Genomic DNA, 19215 nt, shown 5'->3' with positions numbered 1-19215 from the left:
TAGGTCGCCCCACCGACGCGCTCGTGCGCTAGATGAGAACGGTTCTCTTCTAGGCTGGGGGCATGGATCCCCACGCGAACGCCCCGCGCCCCGTCGTCCGCGGCGGGCTGGCCGTGACCCTCGTCTCCGCGAGCGACCTCCGCTCCGCCTCGCGCGTCGCGGCCGCCGCCGTCGGCGCCTCCGAGGCCGAGCCGCCCGCCGTGGTCGAGGCGCCGGACGGCGACAGCGGCGACCTCGGCGCGGACATCGCCGACGGCCTCATCGCGGACGCGGACGACGGGCGCACCGGGCTCGCGGTCGTCGCGCTGGAGCCGGCCGCGGATCCGCTCGAGGTCGCGCTGGTGCTGGAGCACGTGGTCGAGGCGCGGCACCCCGGGGCGACGCCCATCGGGATCCTCGACGTGGTCGCCGTCGCGTCCGTGGCGGAGATCCGCGACGTGCTGCTCGAGCCGCGCGACGACGCCGGCACGTCGCTCGACGACGCCGAGCGGCTGGCCGGGCGCCTCGAGTGCGCGAGCGTCGTGGTGCTCGACGGGTGGGATCCGGCCTGGTCGTCGCCGGACGCGCGTCACGTCGTCGCCCTGCTCGCGCTCCTCGCCCCGGCCGCGCGCGTCGTGCCGGTCGGGGACCGGGCGTCGCTCGCGTCCGCGCCGCTGCGGATCGGCCGGCAGCGCGCCCGGCGCCTCGCCGCGGGGATGGGCTGGCAGCAGGCTCTGGCCGGCGTCATGCCGGCCGCGTCGGTGTCGTCGCTCGCGTCGTCGGAGGGGCTGGGCGTGCACGTCTTCCGCGACCCGCGGCCGTTCCACCCGGCGCGGCTGCACGCGGCCGTCGCGCGCGAGCTCGTACCCGGGCCGGTCGGCCGGATCGTGCGCTCCCGCGGCCTCGCGCGCCTCGCGTCCCGGCCGGCGACGGTGGGCTCGTGGGCGACCGCGGGCGACGTGCTGCGGCTCGACCCGACGGCCATGGCCAGCTGGGATCCGGAGTCGCCGGCCGGCCAGGAGATCGCGTTCGTGGGGGAGCGGCTCGACGGGTCGCTGCTCGACGAGATCCTCGGCGCCTGCCTCCTCGAGCCCGGCGAGCTCGTGGCGGGACCGGACGCCTGGCACGGCTACGCGGATCCGTTCCCCGCCTGGGACACCGAGCACCGGCACTGAGGCGGGCGCGGCTCAGGCCGCGTCCGGGACCACCCGGCCGTCCTCGAGCCGGACGACGCGGTCGGCGCAGGCCAGCACGGCCGGGTCGTGCGAGACGCACGCGACGGACACGCCGCGGTCGGCCTCCGAGCGGAGGATCGCGCGGATCCGCTCGCCGCTGGCCGCGTCGAGCCCCGTGGTCGGCTCGTCGAGGAGCAGCAGTCGGGCGCCGCGGGCGAGTCCCTGCGCGAGGAGCGTGCGCTGGCGCTGCCCGCCGGAGAGCGCGCCGAGGGGCTGCGCCGCGAGGGACGCGACGCCGAGGCGGTCCATGGCGTCGTCGACCGCGGCGCGGGCGTCCGCGTCGAGGCGGCGCCAGCGGCCGGAGCGGCCCCACGCGCCGACGGTCACGACGTCGCGCACGGTGACGGGCAGGTGGTCGGGCACGGCGGCGCGCTGCGGCACGAAGGCCGCGTCGGCGACCGCGGTGCGCGTGCCGGAGGTCGGGATCCGGGTGCCCGCGACGACCTCCAGGAGCGTCGACTTGCCGGCGCCGTTCGGCCCGGCGATCACCGTGAGGGTGCCGGGATCCAGGCGCAGGTCGACGCCGTCGAGGGCGCGTCGGTCGCCGAACGCCACGTGCACGGCGAGGAGGACCGCGGCGGGATCACGGGGCGGCGGAGAGAGCATGAGCCCAATCCTACGCATTTGATAAGCGTTCTCATTCTCGGCTACGGTCGGGGATCGTGCCCTCCATCACCTCCGGGATCCTCGAGCCGTTCGCCCTCGACTTCCTCCAGCGCGCCCTCGTCGGCGGGGCGCTCGTCGCGATCCTCTGCGGCGTCGTGGGCACCTGGGTCGTCATCCGCGGCATGGCGTTCCTCGGCGAGGCGCTCGCCCACGGCATGCTGCCCGGCGTCGCGCTGGCGACCGTGCTCGGGCTGCCCGTGCTCGTCGGCGGGGCGCTGAGCGCCGTCGCGATGAGCCTCGGGATCGCGGCCCTGCAGCGCCGCGGCCGGCTCTCCTACGACACGAGCATCGGCATGCTCTTCGTCGCGATGCTCGCGCTCGGCGTCGTCGTGATCTCGCACTCGGGCAGCTTCGCCACCGACGCCACGTCCATCCTCTTCGGCGACATCCTCGCCATCACGTCCGTCGACGTGGCGCTGCTCGCCGGCGCGGTCGTCGTGGGGCTCGGCGTCGCGTGGGCGTTCCACCGGCCGCTCGTGGCGCTCGCACTGGATCCCCGCATCGCCGCCGTGCTGCGCCTCGGCCCCCGCTCGGCGCAGGCCGCGCTCGTGGGGCTCGTGACCCTCGCGGTCGTCGCGTCGTACCAGGCCGTCGGATCCCTGCTGGTCGTCGGCCTGCTGCTCGCGCCCGCCGTGGCCGCCGGGCACTGGACCACGCGGATCCCGACCCGGATGGCGCTCGCCGCGGCGCTCGGCATCGCGTCCGTGTTCGTCGGGCTCCTCGTGTCGTGGCACGCGGCGACCGCGGCGGGCGCGTCCGTAGCGGCCACCGCGATCGCGGTCGCGGTGCTCTCCGGCGCGGCTCACGCCGGGCTCTCCGCGCTGCGGTCGCGACGGCCGGGGCCGGATCGCGACGATGACGCGTCCCGCGAGCGCGACCGCGAGCGCCCCGCCGCCGACGCGCCCGCCCGCCCCCGCACCGCATCCGGCGTGCCCGCCGCCTGACCTCCGCGACGGACACCCGTCGCGATCCCACCCCCGCCCCACCCCGACGAGAGGACCCCGTGCGCTCCCGCATCCCCGCCATCCCCCTGCTGGCCGGCCTCGCGCTCGCCCTGACCGCGTGCGCCACCGGCCCCGCGGCCGAGACGACCGAGGATCCCGCCGCCTCCGACGAGCAGGGCGAGGGCCACGGCGCCGTCGCGGGCGCCGCCGAGCTCTCCGAGCCGCGCCTCGGCCTCACCTCGATCGACCCGGCCGGCGCCGTCTCCCACCTCGACCTCCTCGACGAGTCGGTCGCCGACCTCGGTCGCATCGGGGCCCCGACGGCCGTGGACACCGACGGCCGCTACCTCTTCGCGCAGACCGACGCGGGCGTCGAGGTCGTCGACAGTGGCGTCTGGACCTGGGACCACGTCGACCACTTCCACTACTACCGGGCGGATCCGCGCCTCCTCGGCGCCATCGAGGGCGGCGGCACCGCGACGGTCGCGACCACCAACCTCTCCACCACGGGCGGCACGGGCCTCTTCTTCCCCGACTCGGGCGAGGCCGTGCTGCTCGACACCGAGGCGCTCTCGAAGGGCGAGATCACCGAGCGGTTCCGCCTCGACGGCGAGCCCGGGCCCGGCATGGTCGTGCCCGTCGGATCCCTCGCGCTCGTGACCGAGGGCACGGGCGCCGACGCGGCGGTGGCCGGCTACACGGCCGACGGCGAGCGCACCGGCCTCGTCGAGGCGTGCCCGGATCCGGCCGGCACCATCACGACGCGCGTCGGCGCGGTCATCGGCTGCGGCGACGGCGCCCTGCTCGCCTCCCTCGACGGCAACGAGCTGAGCGTGGAGCGGATCCCGTACCCCGACGGCACGACCGCCCCCGCCGCCACGTCCTTCGACAACCGCGAGGGTCGCCCGACGGTCGCCGCCCTCGCCGGCGACCAGGGCGTCTGGCTGCTCGACACCCGCGAGCGCTCCTGGCAGCTGCTCCCGGCGCCCGCGCCGCTCGTGCACGTCACCGCGGTCGACGACGCCGACGAGCACCTGCTCGCGCTCACCCGCGACGGCCGCGTGCTCGTGCTCTCCGCGGAGGACGGCGCGGTGCTCTCCGACACCGGTCCGCTCGTCGCCGACTCGGTCGCCGCCGGCCGGATCCCCACCCTCGTCGCCGACCAGCAGCGCGCCTACCTCGCGGGCCCGGTCGAGCGCCGGCTGCACGAGATCGACTTCGCCGACGGCGCCCGCGTCTCGCGCACCTTCGACACCCCGACCGAGCCCGCCTTCACGGCGGAGACCGGCCGATGAGCGCCCGTCGGATCGGCACCGCGTTCGCGGGCGCCGTCGCCGCCGCCGCGACCGCCCTCGCCCTCACCGGCTGCGCCACCGCGGGCGACGACCGGCCGACCGTGTACGTCTCCACCAACATCCTCGGCGACGTCGTGGAGGAGCTCGTGGGCGACGAGGCGCAGGTCGTCACGCTCATGAAGCCCAACGCGGATCCGCACTCGTTCGAGATCTCCGCGCAGGAGGCCGCACGACTCCGCGCGGCGGACCTCGTGGTCTCCAACGGCCTCGGCCTCGAGGAGGGGCTGCAGCAGCACCTCGACGCGGCGGCCGCCGACGACGTGCCGCAGTTCGTCGCGGGCGACGCCATCGAGGTCCTCGACTACGCCGAGGGCGACGCGGAGGGCTCGCCGGACTCGCACCTCTGGACGGACCCCGCGCGCATGGTCGACGTCGTCGACGCGCTCGAGCCCGTGCTCGCGGGCCTCGACGGCGTGGATCCGGCCGCGATCGCCGCCTCCACGGCCGCCTACCGCGGCGAGCTGGAGGCGCTCGACGCCGAGATGACGGCCGCGTTCGCCGCGATCCCCGCCGAGCGCCGCGCCCTCGTCACCAACCACCACGTGTTCGGGTACCTCGCCGACCGCTTCGGCTTCGACGTCGTCGGCGCCGTGATCCCCGGCGGCACCACCCTCGCCGCGCCCTCCGCCAGCGACCTCGCCGACCTCGTGTCGGCTGTCGAGGAGACCGGCGTCCCCACGATCTTCGCGGAGTCCTCCTCGCCCGACCGCCTCGTGCAGGCGCTCGCGAGCGAGGCCGGCATCCGCGTGGAGGTGGTCGAGCTGTTCACGGAGTCCCTCACCGGGCCCGAGGGCGGCGCCCCCGACTACCTCTCCATGATGCGCGTCAACACGCAGCGCATCGCCACCGGGCTCTCCCCCTGAGCGCCCGCGATCCATCCCACACAGAAGGAACCACCATGCGCACCCCCCGCCTCCGACGGACCGGCATCGCCGCCGTCACCCTGGGCCTCGCCGCGACGCTCGCGGCCTGCTCCACCCCGGCTCCCGAGGGCTCCCCGTCCTCCGACGGCCAGGCCGGATCCGGCGAGGCAGCCGGATCCCGCGTCGCCGTCGCGTACGAGGGCGGCATCCTCGTCCTCGACGGGAAGACGCTCGACACGGTCGCCGACCTCGACTCCGAGGAGTTCACCCGCCTCAACCCCGCGGGTGACGACCGGCACGTCATGGTCACGATGAGCGAGGGCTTCCAGGTGCTCGACACGGCGGCCGGCAGCGCCGACCAGGCGGAGCTCACCGACACCGTGTTCCCCGCGGACACCCCCGGCCACGTCGTCCGCCACGCGGGCAAGACGATCCTCTACGCCGACGGCACGAGCGACACGACGGTCTTCGACACCGCCGAGCTCGCGTCCACGGAGGGCACGCCCGAGACCGAGACGATCCCGGGCGTCGAGGCGCACCACGGGGTCTCGATCGTGCTCGAGGACGGCACCTTCCTCACCACGGTCGGCAACGCGGACGGCCGCAACGGCATCGAGGTCAAGGACGCGTCCGGCGCGGTCGTCGCGCAGAGCGACCAGTGCCCCGGCGTGCACGGCGAGGGCACCGCGGCCGGCGAGGCCGTCGTCTTCGGCTGCGAGGACGGCGCGATCCTGTACTCGGACGGCGAGATCACCAAGCTCACCGCGCCCGACCAGCCGTACGGTCGCATGGGCAACGCCTACGTGAGCGAGACCAGCCCGATCGTCGTGGGCGACTACAAGTCCGACCCGGACGCCGAGGGCTACCTGCTCGAGGCCGTCACGCTGATCGACACCGAGGCGAAGACCCTCCGCGTCGTCGACCTGCCCGAGGGCGTCGGCTACACCTTCCGCGACGTCGCGCGCGGCCCGGACGACAAGGCGTACATCCTCGGATCCGACGGCGCGATCCACGTGCTCGACCCCGCGACGGGCGAGCTGACCGACTCCTTCCCCGTCGTCGAGCCGTGGGAGAGCCCGGTCGAGTGGCAAGACCCGCACCCCGTGATCGTCGTCGCCGACGGCGTCGGGTACGTCACGGAGCCGGCGTCGAAGCAGGTCCACGCGGTCGACCTCACGACGGGCGAGGTGCTCTCGAGCACGACCCTCGAGGTCACGCCGAACGAGATGGCGGTCGCCGCGGGCTGATCCGCAGCGGCAGGCGCGGGGCGCGGGGCGGATGCTCCGCGCCCCGCGTCGTCGTGGCGCCCGCCCCCGTCGGGCGCTCCGGCGGCGGCCGCTGTGGAGGATCCACCGCGGGCCGGCGCCGTCGCGTGGGAAGGTCCTGGCTCCTGCTCCGCGGCGCGCGTCGCCGTCCTCCGCCGGGATCCCCACCCGCCCCGACGCCCGCCCCCGCGGTGCCGACCCGGAGGAGCGCCGCCCGCATGACGACCGTGACCGGAGCGCCCCGCGCCGCGCGCATCCTCTTCTCGTTCGCCCGCGGCCGCGGCCATCTCGACCCCCTGATGCCCCTCGCCCGCGCGGCTGCGGCGGCGGGCCACGAGACGGCCCTCTGCGGAGCGCGGTCCGTCGTGCTCGACCAGACCGGCTTCGACCACCTCCACCCGCGCGAGGTGTCGACCATGCCGTCGACCGCGCAGCGGACCTGGCGGGAGGACGGCACCGGCGTCTTGACCCCCGTCTCCTCGTCCGGGCTCCTGCGGAACGTCGCGTCGTACTTCCTCGGCGACAGCGCGCGCGAGGCACGCGCCGCCGTCCTCGGGATCGCCGCGGCGTGGTCGGCCGACGTCGTCGTCTGCGACGGGCAGGACTTCGGGGCCATGGTCGCGGCGGAGCGCCTCGGCATCCCGTGCGTCGTCGTCGAGGTGTTCGCGACCGCGCCCGACGCGTGGATCGAGCGGATCCGCGCCCCCATGCAGGACTTCCGGGCCGAGGTGGACCTCGCGCCCGACCCGGAGCTGCACGGCATCCAGGGCCAGCTCTCCGTGATCCCGTTCCCCGCGTCGTTCCGCGCCCTCCGCGAGCGCCGCGCGCCCGTCACGCGGATGCGGTCCGAGGCACCGCAGCCCGACCGCGACCACCCTGCCGTCGCCTGGCTCGCGGCGGGCGGCGAAGAGCACCGCGTCTACGCGACGCTCGGCACCGTCTTCAACCGGGCGTCGGGCGACCTGCTCCCGCGCATCATCCGGGCGCTCGGGTCGCTCCCCGTGCGCGCCCTCGTCACTACCGGTCCCGACATCGACACGGCCGGGTTCCCCGCGCCCGGCCCGCGCGTGCGCCTCGAGCCGTACGTGCCGCAGGGCGGCGTGCTCGACGTGGTCGACCTCGTGGTGGCGCACGGCGGATCCGGCACCATGACGCAGTCCCTCGCGCACGGCGTGCCCCTGCTCGTGCTGCCGCTCGGGGCCGATCAGCTGCCCAACGGCGAGCGGGTGCGGGACCTGGGCGCGGGGACGATGATCGACGCGCGGGCGACGTCGGACGAGATCGCGGCGCGGATCCGGGTCGTGCTCGCGGATCCGTCCCCGCGCGCGGGCGCCGCGGCCGTGGCCGAGGAGATGCGCGCCCTGCCGTCGCCCGCGGACGTGGTGCGGCGGATCGAGGCGCTCGTGCGCTGACGCAGCCAGCGCCGCCTCCGGAGAGGGGACGGCGCCGGCGGCGTGCACCGCGATCAGGCGCGGCATGCACGACCGCCTTGCCGATCCCGCAAGGATCCGTGCGCCGCGCGACAGAGCCCGCGAGACTCGACGCATGGACATCACACAGCGCATCGAAGGCCAGCAGGAGTGGGACGCGGTCGTCATCGGCGGCGGCGTCGCGGGATCGAGCGCCGCGCTCATGCTGGCGCGCGCTCGGCGGAGCGTGCTCGTCGTGGATGCGGGCCAGCCGCGCAACGCGGTCGCCGCGCACATGCACGGTGTGCTCGGCCACGACGGGAAGCCGCCGCGGCAGCTCGTCGCCGAGGGGCGGCGCGAGATCGAGGGCTACGGCGGCGTCGTGCTCGACGGGCGGGTCGAGGGGATCGAGGCGGTCGAGGCGGTCGAGGCGGTCGAGGATCCCGCCGGCCCGCGCTTCCGCGTGAGCCTCGACGGCGGCGCCGAGGTGCGCGCCCGCCGCGTGATCCTCGCGACCGGCCTCGCCGACGTCCTGCCCGAGGTCCCCGGCCTCGCCGCGCACTGGGGCGCGGGCGTCGTCGTCTGCCCCTACTGCGACGGATACGAGGTGCGCGACCGCCGCATCGGCGTGCTCGCCACCGGACCCGGCAGCCTCCACCACGTGCAGATGCTGCGCCAGTGGTCGTCCGACATCACGTTCCTCGTCGCGGGCGGCACGGCTGACGGCGCCCCGCTGGCGATCGACGACGCGACGCGCGCCGGGATCGACGCCCGCGGGATCCGCGTGGAGGAGGCGGCGGTCGTCCGCGTGCTCGGCGAGCGCGGCGCGCTGGAGGGCGTGGAGCTCGCCGACGGCCGGATCCTCCCGCTCGACTCGCTCTTCGCCATGCCGGGCGTCGCGCCCCGCGACGCGTTCGCCCGCGCGCTCGGCGCCGCGACCGAGGACACCCCGTGGGGTCCGTTCGTGACGGCGGATCCCATAGGCCAGACGAGCGTCCCGGGCCTCCTCATCGCGGGCAACGCGTCGAGCGGATCCGCGAACGTGCCGGTGGCCATGGCCGCGGGCACCATGGCGGGCGCGATGGCGAACGCCGGGATGGTGACGGAGGACGTCGCGATCGCGGTGGCCGCCGCGTCCGCCCCCGTCGCCGCCGGCCGGTAGCGGTCCGCGCGTTCCCCGCGTAAACTTGAGTCCACACGACTCAAGTAGAACCGAGAGAGGAACGCAGTGGCCAACATGCAGGGCGCACCCGCCACCGACGAGAACGCGAAGACCGCGCTCGAGCAGTACGGGGTGAACCTGACCGAGATCGCGAAGAGCGGCAAGCTCGACCCGGTCATCGGACGCGACGCGGAGATCCGGCGCATCAGCCAGGTGCTCACGCGGCGCACCAAGAACAACCCGGTGCTCATCGGCGAGCCCGGCGTCGGCAAGACCGCGGTGGTCGAGGGCCTCGCCCAGCGCATCGTCGCGGGCGACGTGGCCGACTCGCTCAAGGGCAAGCAGCTCGTCTCGCTCGACCTCGCGGCGCTCGTGGCGGGTGCCAAGTACCGCGGCGAGTTCGAGGAGCGGCTGAAGGCGGTGCTCAAGGAGATCGACGACGCCGACGGCGAGGTCATCACGTTCGTCGACGAGCTGCACACGCTCATGGGCGCGGGCGGCGGCGAGGGATCCGTCGCGGCGTCCAACATGCTGAAGCCCATGCTCGCGCGCGGCGAGCTCCGCCTCATCGGCGCCACCACGCTCGACGAGTACCGCCAGTACGTCGAGAAGGACGCCGCGCTCGAGCGCCGCTTCCAGCAGGTCTACGTCGGCGAGCCGAGCGTCGAGGACACCGTCGCGATCCTCCGTGGGCTCAAGGGCCGCTACGAGGCGCACCACCAGGTGCCCATCACGGACGCGGCGCTCGTCGCGGCCGCGTCGCTCTCGAACCGCTACATCCCGGCCCGCCAGCTGCCCGACAAGGCCATCGACCTCATCGACGAGGCCGCGTCGCGGCTGCGGATGGAGATCGACTCGTCGCCCGTCGAGATCGACGAGCTGCGGCGCGCGGTCGACCGGATGCGCCTCGAGGAGCTCGCCCTCAAGCGCGAGAAGGACGAGGCGTCGAAGGCGCGGCTGGAGAAGCTGCGCGAGGACATCGCCGTCCGCGAGGAGACCCTCGGCGGGCTCCAGCGGAGGTGGGAGGCGGAACGCGCGAGCGTCAACCGCGTCGGCAAGCTGAAGGACGAGCTGAACGAGCTGCGGATCCGCGCCGAGCGGGCCCAGCGCGAGGGCAACCTGGAGAAGGCGTCGCGCCTGCTCTACGGCGAGATCCCCGTGATCGAGCGCGAGGTCGCGCAGGCCGAGGCCGCCGAGTCGGTGCCGTCGGCCGAGGAGCGGCTCGTGAACGAGCAGGTCACGGCTGAGGACATCGCGGCGGTCGTGGCGGCCTGGACGGGGATCCCCGTCGGCCGGCTGCTCCAGGGCGAGACCGAGAAGCTGCTGCACCTCGAGCAGGAGCTCGGCAAGCGGCTCATCGGGCAGAAGCAGGCCGTGCGGGCCGTCGCGGACGCGGTGCGCCGCACGCGGGCCGGCATCTCGGATCCCGACCGGCCCACCGGGTCCTTCCTCTTCCTCGGCCCCACGGGCGTCGGCAAGACGGAGCTCGCGAAGGCGCTCGCCGAGTTCCTGTTCGACGACGAGAAGGCGATGGTCCGCATCGACATGAGCGAGTACGGCGAGAAGCACGCCGTCTCGCGTCTCGTCGGAGCTCCTCCCGGCTACGTCGGGTACGAGCAGGGCGGCCAGCTCACCGAGGCCGTGCGGCGCCGTCCGTACTCGGTGGTGCTGCTCGACGAGGTCGAGAAGGCGCACCCCGAGGTGTTCGACGTGCTGCTCCAGGTGCTCGACGACGGCCGGCTCACCGACGGCCAGGGCCGCACGGTCGACTTCCGCAACGTGATCCTCGTGCTCACCAGCAACCTCGGCTCGCAGTTCATCAGCGACGCCACGCTGCCGCTCGACCAGCGCGAGCAGGCCGTGCAGCAGCTCGTGCGCCAGACGTTCAAGCCGGAGTTCGTGAACCGGCTCGATGACATCGTCGTGTTCCAGACGCTGTCGATGGACGACCTCGCGCAGATCGTGGAGCTGTACATCGACCGGCTCGGCGTGCGGCTCTCGGACCGCCGGCTCACGCTCGGCGTCACGCCGGACGCGCGCCGCTGGCTCGCCGAGCGCGGCCACGACCCGCTGTACGGGGCCCGGCCGCTGCGCCGCCTCATGCAGCGCGAGATCGACGACCGCCTGGCGCGCGAGCTGCTCGCGGGCGACGTGCGCGACGGCGATGCGGTGCGGGTCGACCTCGCGCCGGACGGCGACGGCCTCACGGTCAGCCGCGCGTGGAGCGACGAGCCGGGCGACGCGGCCGACCTCTGATCGACGACCGGCCCGTCGCGCGCTCCCGTCCGAGGACGCGCGGCGGGCCGTCGCCGTGCCCGGCGCGGATCAGACCGCCGTCACCCGCAGGATCGCGATCGACTCGGGCAGCATCAGCGGCGCCTGCAGGCCGGAGGCCGCGAGCGCCTGGCCGGTCAGCTCGACGCCGTCCCACCAGGCCGGCGCCGTGAAGCCGGGCTCGGGGGTCCCGACGCGCACGGGCTCCACGCGGTAGCGGCGCGCGGGATCCAGGCCCGGCAGCAGGACGCGGCCGCGCGGCGAGACCTCGGAGCGGCCGATCGACGCGAGGAAGAACAGCGCGGAGTCCGCGGAGGCGGCGACGGCGCCGTGCACCAGCAGGGTCGGGTCGCTCTCGTCGGCGCGGACGACGGTGCCCGTGTGCATCAGCGCGCGCTCCTCCTTGTAGAGGGCGATCCACGCGGCGAGGTCGGCGTTCTCCTCGTCGGTCGCCTGCGCGAGGTCCCACTCGATCCCGAGGTGGCCGTAGAGCGCCGAGCCCGCGCGGAACGCGAGGCGGTGCGCGCGGCCCGTGGTGTGGCTGACGCCCGAGGCGATGTGGGAGCCGAGGAGCTCCGGCGGGAGGAGCTGCATGGTCCAGCGCATCATCTGCTGGCGGTCGAGCGGGTCGATGCAGTCGGAGACCCACACGCGGTCGGTGCGCTCGAGCACGCCGAGGTCGACGCGGGATCCGCCCGACGAGCACGACTCGATCTCGAGGCCGGGGAAGCGCGCGCGCAGCTCGTCCATGAGGCGGTACGCGGCGAGCGTCTGCAGGTGCACGCCCGCCTCGCCGCGCGGGTGGATCCCCGCGTCGACGAGGTCGCGGTTGTGGTCCCACTTGATGTAGGAGATGTCGTGGGCGGTGAGGATCGCGGTCATCCGCTCGAGCACGTACGCGTACGCCTCGGGGATCGCGAGGTCGAGCACCTGCTGGTCGCGGGCGCGCACGGGGAGGCGGCCGCCGGTGGCCATGATCCACTCGGGGTGCGCCCGCGCCAGGTCGGAGTCCTCGTTCACCATCTCGGGCTCGAACCAGAGGCCGAACTCCATGCCGAGGCCCGTGACGTGGTCGACGATCGGGTCGAGCCCGTCGGGCCAGACGTCCTCGTCGACGTACCAGTCGCCGAGCCCCGCGTGGTCGTCGCGACGGTGGCGGAACCAGCCGTCGTCGAGCACGTAGCGCTCGACGCCGAGGGCCGCGGCGCGATCGGCGAGGTCCGTCAGGCGCGCCAGGTCGTGGTCGAAGTACACGGCCTCCCACACGTTGATCGTCATGGGCCGCTCGCGACGCGGGTGGGACTCCCGGGCGCGGAGGAACCGGTGGAAGCGGGCGGCCTGGTCGTCGAGGCCGTGGCCGAACGCGGCGTAGACCCACGGGCTCGCGTACGCCTCGCCCTGCGCGAGCCGCACCTCGCCGGGCAGGAGCAGCTCGCCGCCGCCGATCACCTGGCGGCCGGAGGACAGGCGCTCGGCGTAGTGGCGGTGGTTGCCGCTGAAGGCGACGTGCACGCCGCGCACGTCGCCGTGCCGGAAGCCGAAGCCGGGCGTGCCGACGGAGAGCAGGGTCGCGGCGTCGGGGCCGGTGCGGCCCTTGCGGCCCTCGCGCTCGTGGATCCCGACCACGAGCTCCCGGCGCTGCGGCGTGCGCTCGAGGCCCCAGCGTCCGGCGAAGTCGAGGATCTCGCGGGCCTCGGCCGGCAGCGGCAGCGCGAGCGTGATCCCGCCGACGGAGTAGGTCGTGTCGCCCAGGTTCGTGACCTCGGCGCGCGTGCGGACGAGGCCGGACGGCAGCAGCTCGACGTCCAGGGCGAGGGCGAGGCCGGCGTGCTCGTCGACCGCGTCGACGTGCACGAGCGCGGGGCCGGCGGACGCGGATCCGGGGCGGCCGTCGGCGCCTGCGGGGAGCGGATCCCCGTCGACGGTCGCGGAGGTCACGCGGAACAGCGGCGACCAGTCCGCGCCGTCGCGGTGGCCCTCCAGGCCGGGCTTGCCGGTCCACGACGTGTGCGCCTCCGGGAGGATCGCGAGGCGGACGGGCCGGTCGGCGGTGCTGCCGGCGACGGGTTCGACGGCGGCGAGGGCCAGCGTCGCGAGGTCCGCGGGCACGGTGTCGCCGAGGTCGGCGCCCCAGTGCACGACGGCCGGCAGGCGGCCCTCCGTGAGGTCGAGCACGAGCGAGACGCGGGACGCGCGGAGGTGGAGGAGGGCGGAGGGGACGACGGTGTCGGGCATGCTGCTCCTGCTTCGATGCGGAAGGGGACGGGTCCATCCTCCCGTGCCGAGCGGTCGGCCGCGGGCGCGCGACACGGGCGCGCGCTGCCGCGGGCCGGGCGCGGCCTACCTGTCGAGGTCCTCGAAGCCCGGCACGGACGCGCCGTCCTGGTGCTCGGCGGAGACGCGCGTGCCGGCCTGCGAGGAGCGGGCGCGCACGGTGGCGGCGCGGATCCGGGCGACGAGCTCGGGATCCAGCAGCTCGTCGTCGGAGGGCTCGCCGGCCTCGATGACGATCTGGCTGGCCGGGCCGATGAGGAGCTCGATGCGCTCCACGGATCCGTCATCGACACGCACCGGGATCACCACGGTCGCCGCGGCGGTCCCCTCGCGCGCGAGCGCCTCGGCGTACTCGACGACCGCCGCCGCGACCTCGTCGCCCGTCAGGTACCGCCCGTCGGCGTAGTGGATGATGTGCACCCCTCCAGTGAATGCCCTCCGACCGAGGTCGCCTAGGGGGCTTGACTCGGGCGTGCTCCCATGCTGGGCAGGGGCGGCCGTCGCGCGGGCCCTCGGTACGCTCGGCGGATGACCTACGTCGCTCATCCCGATCGCTACTCGTCCATGCCGTACCGCCGCTCCGGCCGCTCGGGACTCAAGCTCCCCGAGCTGTCCCTCGGCCTCTGGCACAACTTCGGCACCGGCCGCCCGATCGACACCCAGCGCGCCATCGTGCGCCGCGCGTTCGACCTCGGCGTCACGCACTTCGACCTCGCGAACAACTACGGCCCTCCTCCCGGCAGCGCCGAGACCGCGTTCGGCCGGATCCTCGCCGAGGACCTCCGCCCGTACCGCGACGAGATCGTCATCTCCTCCAAGGCCGGCTACCTCATGTGGGACGGCCCCTACGGCGAGTGGGGCTCCCGCAAGTCGATGCTCGCGTCGCTCGACCAGAGCCTCGGGCGCATGGGCCTCGATTACGTCGACGTCTTCTACTCGCACCGGCCGGATCCGGAGACGCCCATCGAGGAGACCATGGGCGCGCTCGCGACCGCGGTGCACCAGGGCAAGGCGCTCTACGCCGGCATCAGCAACTACTCGCCCGAGCAGACCGAGCGCGCGGTGGCGGCGCTCGCCGAGCACAAGGTGCCGCTGACCATCCACCAGCCGAGCTACTCGATGTTCAACCGGCACGTCGAGGGCGGGCTGCTGCCCGTGCTCGAGGAGGCGGGATCCGGCTGCATCGTGTTCTCGCCGCTCGCGCAGGGCCTGCTCACCGACCGGTACCTGTCGGGATCCATCCCCGCCGACTCGCGCGCCGCCACGAGCGGGTTCCTCGACGAGTCCGCGGTCTCGTCCGTGTACCTCGAGCGGGCGCGCGGCCTGCAGGCCGTCGCCGAGGGGCGCGGGCAGACGCTCGCGCAGCTCGCGCTCACGTGGGTGCTGCGGCACCCGGGGATCACGAGCGCGCTCATCGGCGCGTCGAGCGTGGAGCAGCTGGAGCAGAACGTGGCCGCGGCCGGCGCCCCGGCGCTGACCGACGACGAGCTCGCCGCGATCGAGCCGCTCGCGGTCGACGGCACCGGGCGCTGATCCGCGTGACCGGCGCGCCCGTCCCCTCTCCCGCCCTCGCCGACCGCGTCGCGCGCCTGCTCGACGCGCAGGGCGTGGTCGACGGCCACGACGACCTCGCCTGGGCGCTCCGCGAGCGCGCGGTGCGGGAGGGCGGGCCGAGCGCGTCCGTCGGCGACGACGTGATCGCGCGCCTCGCGACCGAGGACGCCGTGCCGGGCTTGCACACGGATCTCCCGCGCCTCGCGCGCGGGCGGGTGGCGGCGCAGTTCTGGTCGGTGTGGGTGCCGGACCTGCCGGGCATCGACCCCGTGCGCTCGACCATCGAGCAGATCGACGTCGTGCACCGCATCGTCGCCGCGCACCCCGATCGGCTCGCGCTCGCCGTGTCCGCCGACGACGTCGACCGCGTGGTCGCGTCCGGCCGCGTCGCGTCGCTGCTCGGCATGGAGGGCGGCCACTCGATCGGCGGATCCCTCGGCGCGCTCCGGACGATGCGCGCGCTCGGCGTCCGCTACATGACGCTCACCCACAACGCGAACGTGGCCTGGGCCGACTCGGCGACCGACGCGCCCGTGCTGCACGGGCTGAGCCCAGCGGGCGAGCGCGTCGTGGCGGAGATGGAGCGGATCGGCATGCTCGTCGACCTCTCGCACGTGTCGGCCGACGTGATGCGGCACGCGCTGCGGATCGCCCGGCGGCCGGTGCTGTTCAGCCACTCCGGGGCGCGCGCCGCGTGCGACGTGCCGCGGAACGTGCCCGACGACGTGCTCGCGTCGCTGCCCGCGAACGACGGCGTCTGCATGGCGACCTTCGTGCCGCAGTTCGTGTCGCCCGCGGTGGCCGAGTGGCACGACGAGACGCTCGCGCTCGCCGTGGCGGAGGGCGTGGATCCCCGTGACCACGAGGGCGTGCAGGCCGTCGCCGCCCGGCGGCCCGGGGAGCGGCCGCGCGCGACGCTCGCCGACGTCGTGCGGCACGTGGAGCGGATCCGCGAGGTCGCCGGCCCCCGGCACGTGGGACTCGGCGGCGACTACGACGGCGTCGACCGCACGCCCGACGGGCTCGAGGACGTGTCGTGCTACCCGGCGCTCATCGCCACGCTCGCCGAGCGCGGCTGGTCGGACGACGACCTCCGCGGGCTCGCGGGCGGCAACGCGCTGCGCGTGCTGCGGGCGGCCGACGCGGACGACGACGTGTCGCGCGGGGAGGCGGACGCCGGGGCGCTCGCGTGAGCGGGCCCACCGCGTCCTCGGCGGCTGTCCTCCGCATGGATCCGCGCGCTGCGGCCGCCCTGCTCGATCGGCTGGCCGACCGCGGCTGGCCCGCGGAGCACCGGGAGCGCCACGGCGGCTGGATCCTGCGCGCGGCCGGCGGAGTGACCAAGCGCGCGAACTCGGCGCTGCCCGCGGGACCCGTCGACGATGCCGAGGGCGCGCTCGACGCGGTCGAGGCCTTCGCGCGCGAGCGCGGGATGCCCGCGTGCGTGCAGGTGTCGCCGGCGTCGGAGCCCGCCGACCTCGCGGCGCTGCTGGCGGCGCGCGGCTACGTCGCCGACGCGCGGACGCTGGTGCAGGTGGCCGACGCGGACGCCGTCGCACGGCGCCTGGGGGACGCGCGGGTCGCGGATCCCGCGCTCGAGGTCACGGTCGCCGACGCGCCCGACGACGCCTGGCTCGACGCGTGGTGGAGCGTCGACGGCCGGGGCGGATCCGCGGAGCTGGCGGTCGCGCGCCGGATCCTCGCGGGCGGCCCCGCCGTGTACGCCGCGGTCCGCGACGGCGACCGCGTGCTCGCCACCGCCCGCCTCGCGCTCGTCGATGGCTGGGGCGGCCTGTTCGCGGTCGCGACCCGGCCCGAGGTGCGGCGCCGCGGGCTGTCCCGCGCGGCGATGGCGGCCGCGGTCCACGCCGGGCGCGAGCGCAGGATCACCGCGCTCTGGCTCCAGGTGGTCGAGGAGAACGCCGGCGCCCGCGCGCTCTACGCGGGCCTCGGCTTCGCGCCCGCGTCCCGCTACGAGTACTGGACGCGCCCGGCCGACGCCTGACGCGCGAAGGTGTCGCGCGGACGTCAGACCCCGCCGCCCCCGCCTCCTCCACCGCCGCCGCCGGAGGTCGTGCCTCCCGTGGATCCGCCGCTCGTGCTCGACCCGGAGTAGGTGCCGTGCATGCTCGACGACACCGACCCGAGGCCGCTGGCGAACACGGCGGGCGCGAACGGGGTCTGCCCGGCGTACCAGCCCGGCCGGCTCCGCTGGTGCTCGTAGCGGCGGCCGAGCTCGTCGCCCCACTCGCGCTCCTGGCCGGACATGGCGGCGTACGGCAGCAGCTCCTCGGTGAGGCGCAGCGCGTCGCGGTCGTCGAGCGGCAGGTCGCGGCGCTCGGCGCCCTCGGGCGACTGCAGCATGCGGATCCGGTCGGCCTCGGCCAGCCGGATGAACTCCTCGAGCCCCGCCAGGTGGTCGCGCAGCGCAACGCCGCGCTCGGTGAGCGGGTGCTTCACGACCGCGAGGATCGTCACGGCCAGCGCGAGCACGCCCGCCACGAGGAAGGCGATCACGATCGGCCCGCCGTACGCCTCCACGAGCGACAGCACCGCGAACACGATCGCGGCGGCCATGCCGAGCGTCGCCGCCACGAGCAGCAGCACGATCGGTCCCACGGGGAGCGGCTTCCGCAGGCCGTCCGTCACGGTGCGCTTGCGCACCCCCGCCATGACCTGCTGGATCCGCGTGGCGGCCTTCGCGTCGCTGCTCGTCAGCTCCTTCACGGCGCCGGCTCCCGCGGCGTCGCCGAAGACCGCGGCGACGAAGCGGCGCTCGTCCGGGTCGGTGACGCGCGACGGATCCACCAGCTCGAGCGCGAAGGCGGGCTTCCGGCCGCCGTCCCGTTCCAGGATCCGCACGGCGCCGCGCACCGCGAGGTCGAGCAGGAGCGCGGTGGTCGCGCGCGCGGCGTTCCCCGAGATGACGGCGGAGACCAGCACGCCCACGCCCGCAGGCGGCTCGTACTGCGCGACGATCGTGCCGCGGCCGGGCGCATCCGCGAGGCGTCGGCGGCGGAGGACGAGCGCGCCCGCGGCGGCGGCCAGCGCGAGGAGCGCGCCCGCGAGCGACAGCGACGGCCACGGCGCCGCGAGGAACGACGAGTCGCGCGGCGTGAAGGTGCCCGGCTCGAAGCCGAGCGAGATGCTGAGGTTCTCGTGCGGGCCGAGGTCGGTCGCGCTCGCCGTGAAGCCGGTGGCGGTGCGGGTGATCTCCGCCGGGCCGTCCGCACCGTCGGGACCCGCGGCCGCGTCGGCGCCGCCCGTGAGCCGGGGGAGGAGATCCGGCGCGATCTCGACGGTCGCCGAGACGCGCGCGAACGGCTGCGCCCAGCCGAGCCCGTTGGCGTCCCAGTAGAACTCGTCGGCCTGCGTGTCCGCGTAGGCGCGGGTCACGTCGCGCTGCTCGTACTCGATGACGTAGGTCTGCTCGCCGCGCACGTACGCATCCTCGTCGGCGATCGTGAGGACCCTCTGGCCGTCGTCGGACTCCGACTCGTACGCGCGCGGCGCGCCCGCGCCGTCCGTCACGGAGATCACGCGGAGGCCCGTCGGGTGGCCGTCGTGGTCGGCCACGAGCTCGCGGCGGATCCCGCGGTTCTGGTCCCGGTCGGGGAACTCGGCCACGAGCGTCTCGGTGGTGCGGAGGACCGAGCGGCCCTCCTCGTCGGCCGACAGCCGGTACACAGCGTCGAAGGAGCGGAAGGAGAAGTCGTCCACGTCGGCGTGCGCCGGGGCGGCGAGGCCGAGGGGGATGGCGAGCGCCGTGAGCAGGGCGGCGACGGCGGCCAGGCGGATCCGCGGGCGCTCACGCATCGGTCGCACCCGCGCCGGTGCCCGTGCCCGCGTCCGGCTCCGCGTCGACGAGCCGCCAGTCGGCCACGAACTCGCGGACGCTCCGGGTCTCGAGGTCGAGCCGCACGCGCTGGAGCAGCTGGTCCGCCTCAGCCAGGTCGCCGGCGTCCGTGCGCAGCACCTCGCGGCCCGTGTCGATCCGCCGGACGACGAGCTGCGACTCCCGTCCGAGGTCGAGCACGTCGCCGCCCACGACCGCGAGCGCGATGCTGCCGATCGCCCGCACCGCGCGCCGCACGGGCCGACGCGGCCCGGGTTCCAGGTGCGCCTCGAGGACCTCCGCGGCGACGGCCGGGCCGTCGGCGTCGTGCCGGTCGTCCTGGTCGTCCCGGTCGTCCCCGTCGCGTGCGGCGTCGCTCGTCATCGTGCTCCCCTCGCGC

16 protein-coding genes are annotated in these 19215 nt (G+C 75.4%); 11 read left to right on the top strand and 5 right to left on the bottom strand.

Annotated features, from left to right (window positions below; translation table 11 throughout):
* Nucleotides 1-62: 62 nt before the first annotated feature.
* A complete protein-coding gene (locus tag ACMT9T_RS08825; RefSeq protein WP_414745192.1) occupies nucleotides 63-1154 on the top strand; it encodes a CobW C-terminal domain-containing protein in 1092 nt (363 codons plus the stop codon).
* A 12-nt stretch (nucleotides 1155-1166) separates the two neighbouring features.
* On the opposite strand, the gene aztA is transcribed toward ACMT9T_RS08825, so the two are convergent.
* Nucleotides 1167-1820, bottom strand: coding sequence for a zinc ABC transporter ATP-binding protein AztA (gene aztA, locus ACMT9T_RS08820; protein WP_414745191.1), 654 nt, complete (start codon nucleotides 1818-1820; stop codon nucleotides 1167-1169).
* Nucleotides 1821-1876: 56 nt separating this feature from the next.
* Here aztA and aztB point away from each other — a divergent pair, with 56 nt between their 5' ends.
* The 7 genes from aztB (at nucleotide 1877) to ACMT9T_RS08785 (ending at nucleotide 11134) form a co-directional block, all read left to right on the top strand.
* The gene (gene aztB, locus ACMT9T_RS08815) at nucleotides 1877-2824 is read left to right on the top strand and encodes a zinc ABC transporter permease AztB (RefSeq protein WP_414745190.1); all 948 of its coding nucleotides are present in this window, start codon (nucleotides 1877-1879) and stop codon (nucleotides 2822-2824) included.
* A gap of 59 nt (nucleotides 2825-2883) precedes the next feature.
* On the top strand, nucleotides 2884-4119 hold the full coding sequence (locus tag ACMT9T_RS08810) for an ABC transporter (RefSeq protein WP_414745189.1): 1236 nt from the start codon (nucleotides 2884-2886) through the stop codon (nucleotides 4117-4119).
* Nucleotides 4116-5042, top strand: a complete 927-nt coding sequence (aztC, locus tag ACMT9T_RS08805) for a zinc ABC transporter substrate-binding protein AztC (RefSeq protein ID WP_414745188.1) — start codon at nucleotides 4116-4118, stop codon at nucleotides 5040-5042. The genes ACMT9T_RS08810 and aztC overlap by 4 nt, the downstream gene beginning before the upstream one ends.
* A 35-nt stretch (nucleotides 5043-5077) precedes the next feature.
* Nucleotides 5078-6289 carry a zinc metallochaperone AztD gene (gene aztD / locus ACMT9T_RS08800; protein WP_414745187.1) on the top strand — a complete coding sequence of 404 codons (1212 nt, stop codon included), beginning with the start codon at nucleotides 5078-5080 and terminating at the stop codon, nucleotides 6287-6289.
* Between the two features lie 236 nt (nucleotides 6290-6525).
* The gene (locus ACMT9T_RS08795; RefSeq protein ID WP_414745186.1) at nucleotides 6526-7719 is read left to right on the top strand and encodes a glycosyltransferase; all 1194 of its coding nucleotides are present in this window, start codon (nucleotides 6526-6528) and stop codon (nucleotides 7717-7719) included.
* A 133-nt stretch (nucleotides 7720-7852) separates the two neighbouring features.
* The gene (locus tag ACMT9T_RS08790; protein ID WP_414745185.1) at nucleotides 7853-8878 is read left to right on the top strand and encodes an NAD(P)/FAD-dependent oxidoreductase; all 1026 of its coding nucleotides are present in this window, start codon (nucleotides 7853-7855) and stop codon (nucleotides 8876-8878) included.
* Nucleotides 8879-8944: 66 nt separating this feature from the next.
* Entirely contained in the window at nucleotides 8945-11134 is a 2190-nt protein-coding gene (locus ACMT9T_RS08785) for an ATP-dependent Clp protease ATP-binding subunit (RefSeq protein WP_414745184.1), read from the top strand.
* Nucleotides 11135-11203: 69 nt separating this feature from the next.
* On the opposite strand, the gene ACMT9T_RS08780 is transcribed toward ACMT9T_RS08785, so the two are convergent.
* Together ACMT9T_RS08780 and ACMT9T_RS08775 are read right to left on the bottom strand one after the other, a co-directional pair.
* Complete coding sequence (locus ACMT9T_RS08780; protein ID WP_414745183.1) at nucleotides 11204-13387, bottom strand: alpha-galactosidase; 2184 nt, start codon at nucleotides 13385-13387, stop codon at nucleotides 11204-11206.
* 105 nt (nucleotides 13388-13492) lie between these two features.
* Nucleotides 13493-13846 (bottom strand): hypothetical protein, encoded by a 354-nt coding sequence (locus ACMT9T_RS08775; protein WP_414745182.1) that lies wholly within the window; start codon nucleotides 13844-13846, stop codon nucleotides 13493-13495.
* Between the two features lie 108 nt (nucleotides 13847-13954).
* On the opposite strand from ACMT9T_RS08775, the gene ACMT9T_RS08770 reads away from it, so the two are divergent.
* From ACMT9T_RS08770 to ACMT9T_RS08760, 3 genes are read left to right on the top strand one after another with little or no spacing between them, the layout of a single operon-like run.
* A complete protein-coding gene (locus ACMT9T_RS08770; RefSeq protein WP_414745181.1) occupies nucleotides 13955-14959 on the top strand; it encodes an aldo/keto reductase in 1005 nt (334 codons plus the stop codon).
* Between the two features lie 5 nt (nucleotides 14960-14964).
* Complete coding sequence (locus tag ACMT9T_RS08765) at nucleotides 14965-16173, top strand: dipeptidase (protein WP_414745180.1); 1209 nt, start codon at nucleotides 14965-14967, stop codon at nucleotides 16171-16173.
* Between the two features lie 35 nt (nucleotides 16174-16208).
* Entirely contained in the window at nucleotides 16209-16985 is a 777-nt protein-coding gene (locus ACMT9T_RS08760; protein ID WP_414745179.1) for a GNAT family N-acetyltransferase, read from the top strand.
* 23 nt (nucleotides 16986-17008) lie between these two features.
* On the opposite strand, the gene ACMT9T_RS08755 is transcribed toward ACMT9T_RS08760, so the two are convergent.
* Nucleotides 17009-18796 (bottom strand): DUF2207 family protein, encoded by a 1788-nt coding sequence (locus ACMT9T_RS08755; protein ID WP_414745178.1) that lies wholly within the window; start codon nucleotides 18794-18796, stop codon nucleotides 17009-17011.
* Nucleotides 18789-19199, bottom strand: a complete 411-nt coding sequence (locus ACMT9T_RS08750) for a hypothetical protein (protein ID WP_414745177.1) — start codon at nucleotides 19197-19199, stop codon at nucleotides 18789-18791. The genes ACMT9T_RS08755 and ACMT9T_RS08750 overlap by 8 nt, the downstream gene beginning before the upstream one ends.
* Between the last annotated feature and the right edge of the window lie 16 nt (nucleotides 19200-19215).

Source organism: Clavibacter vidaverae (genome assembly GCF_047529985.1).
In the GTDB taxonomy this organism is placed as follows: domain Bacteria; phylum Actinomycetota; class Actinomycetes; order Actinomycetales; family Microbacteriaceae; genus Clavibacter; species Clavibacter nebraskensis_A.
This window is presented reverse-complemented; position numbering and strand designations above follow the sequence as displayed.

Bases quoted from the DNA above. Each gene is read 5' to 3' on its own strand.
- ACMT9T_RS08825 (WP_414745192.1), top strand. From the start codon at position 63: ATGGATCCCCACGCGAACGCCCCGCGCCCCGTCGTCCGCGGCGGGCTG.
- aztA (WP_414745191.1), bottom strand. From the start codon at position 1,820: ATGCTCTCTCCGCCGCCCCGTGATCCCGCCGCGGTCCTCCTCGCCGTG.
- aztC (WP_414745188.1), top strand. From the start codon at position 4,116: ATGAGCGCCCGTCGGATCGGCACCGCGTTCGCGGGCGCCGTCGCCGCC.
- aztD (WP_414745187.1), top strand. From the start codon at position 5,078: ATGCGCACCCCCCGCCTCCGACGGACCGGCATCGCCGCCGTCACCCTG.
- ACMT9T_RS08795 (WP_414745186.1), top strand. From the start codon at position 6,526: ATGACGACCGTGACCGGAGCGCCCCGCGCCGCGCGCATCCTCTTCTCG.
- ACMT9T_RS08790 (WP_414745185.1), top strand. From the start codon at position 7,853: ATGGACATCACACAGCGCATCGAAGGCCAGCAGGAGTGGGACGCGGTC.
- ACMT9T_RS08780 (WP_414745183.1), bottom strand. From the start codon at position 13,387: ATGCCCGACACCGTCGTCCCCTCCGCCCTCCTCCACCTCCGCGCGTCC.
- ACMT9T_RS08770 (WP_414745181.1), top strand. From the start codon at position 13,955: ATGACCTACGTCGCTCATCCCGATCGCTACTCGTCCATGCCGTACCGC.
- ACMT9T_RS08760 (WP_414745179.1), top strand. From the start codon at position 16,209: ATGGATCCGCGCGCTGCGGCCGCCCTGCTCGATCGGCTGGCCGACCGC.
- ACMT9T_RS08755 (WP_414745178.1), bottom strand. From the start codon at position 18,796: ATGCGTGAGCGCCCGCGGATCCGCCTGGCCGCCGTCGCCGCCCTGCTC.
- ACMT9T_RS08750 (WP_414745177.1), bottom strand. From the start codon at position 19,199: ATGACGAGCGACGCCGCACGCGACGGGGACGACCGGGACGACCAGGAC.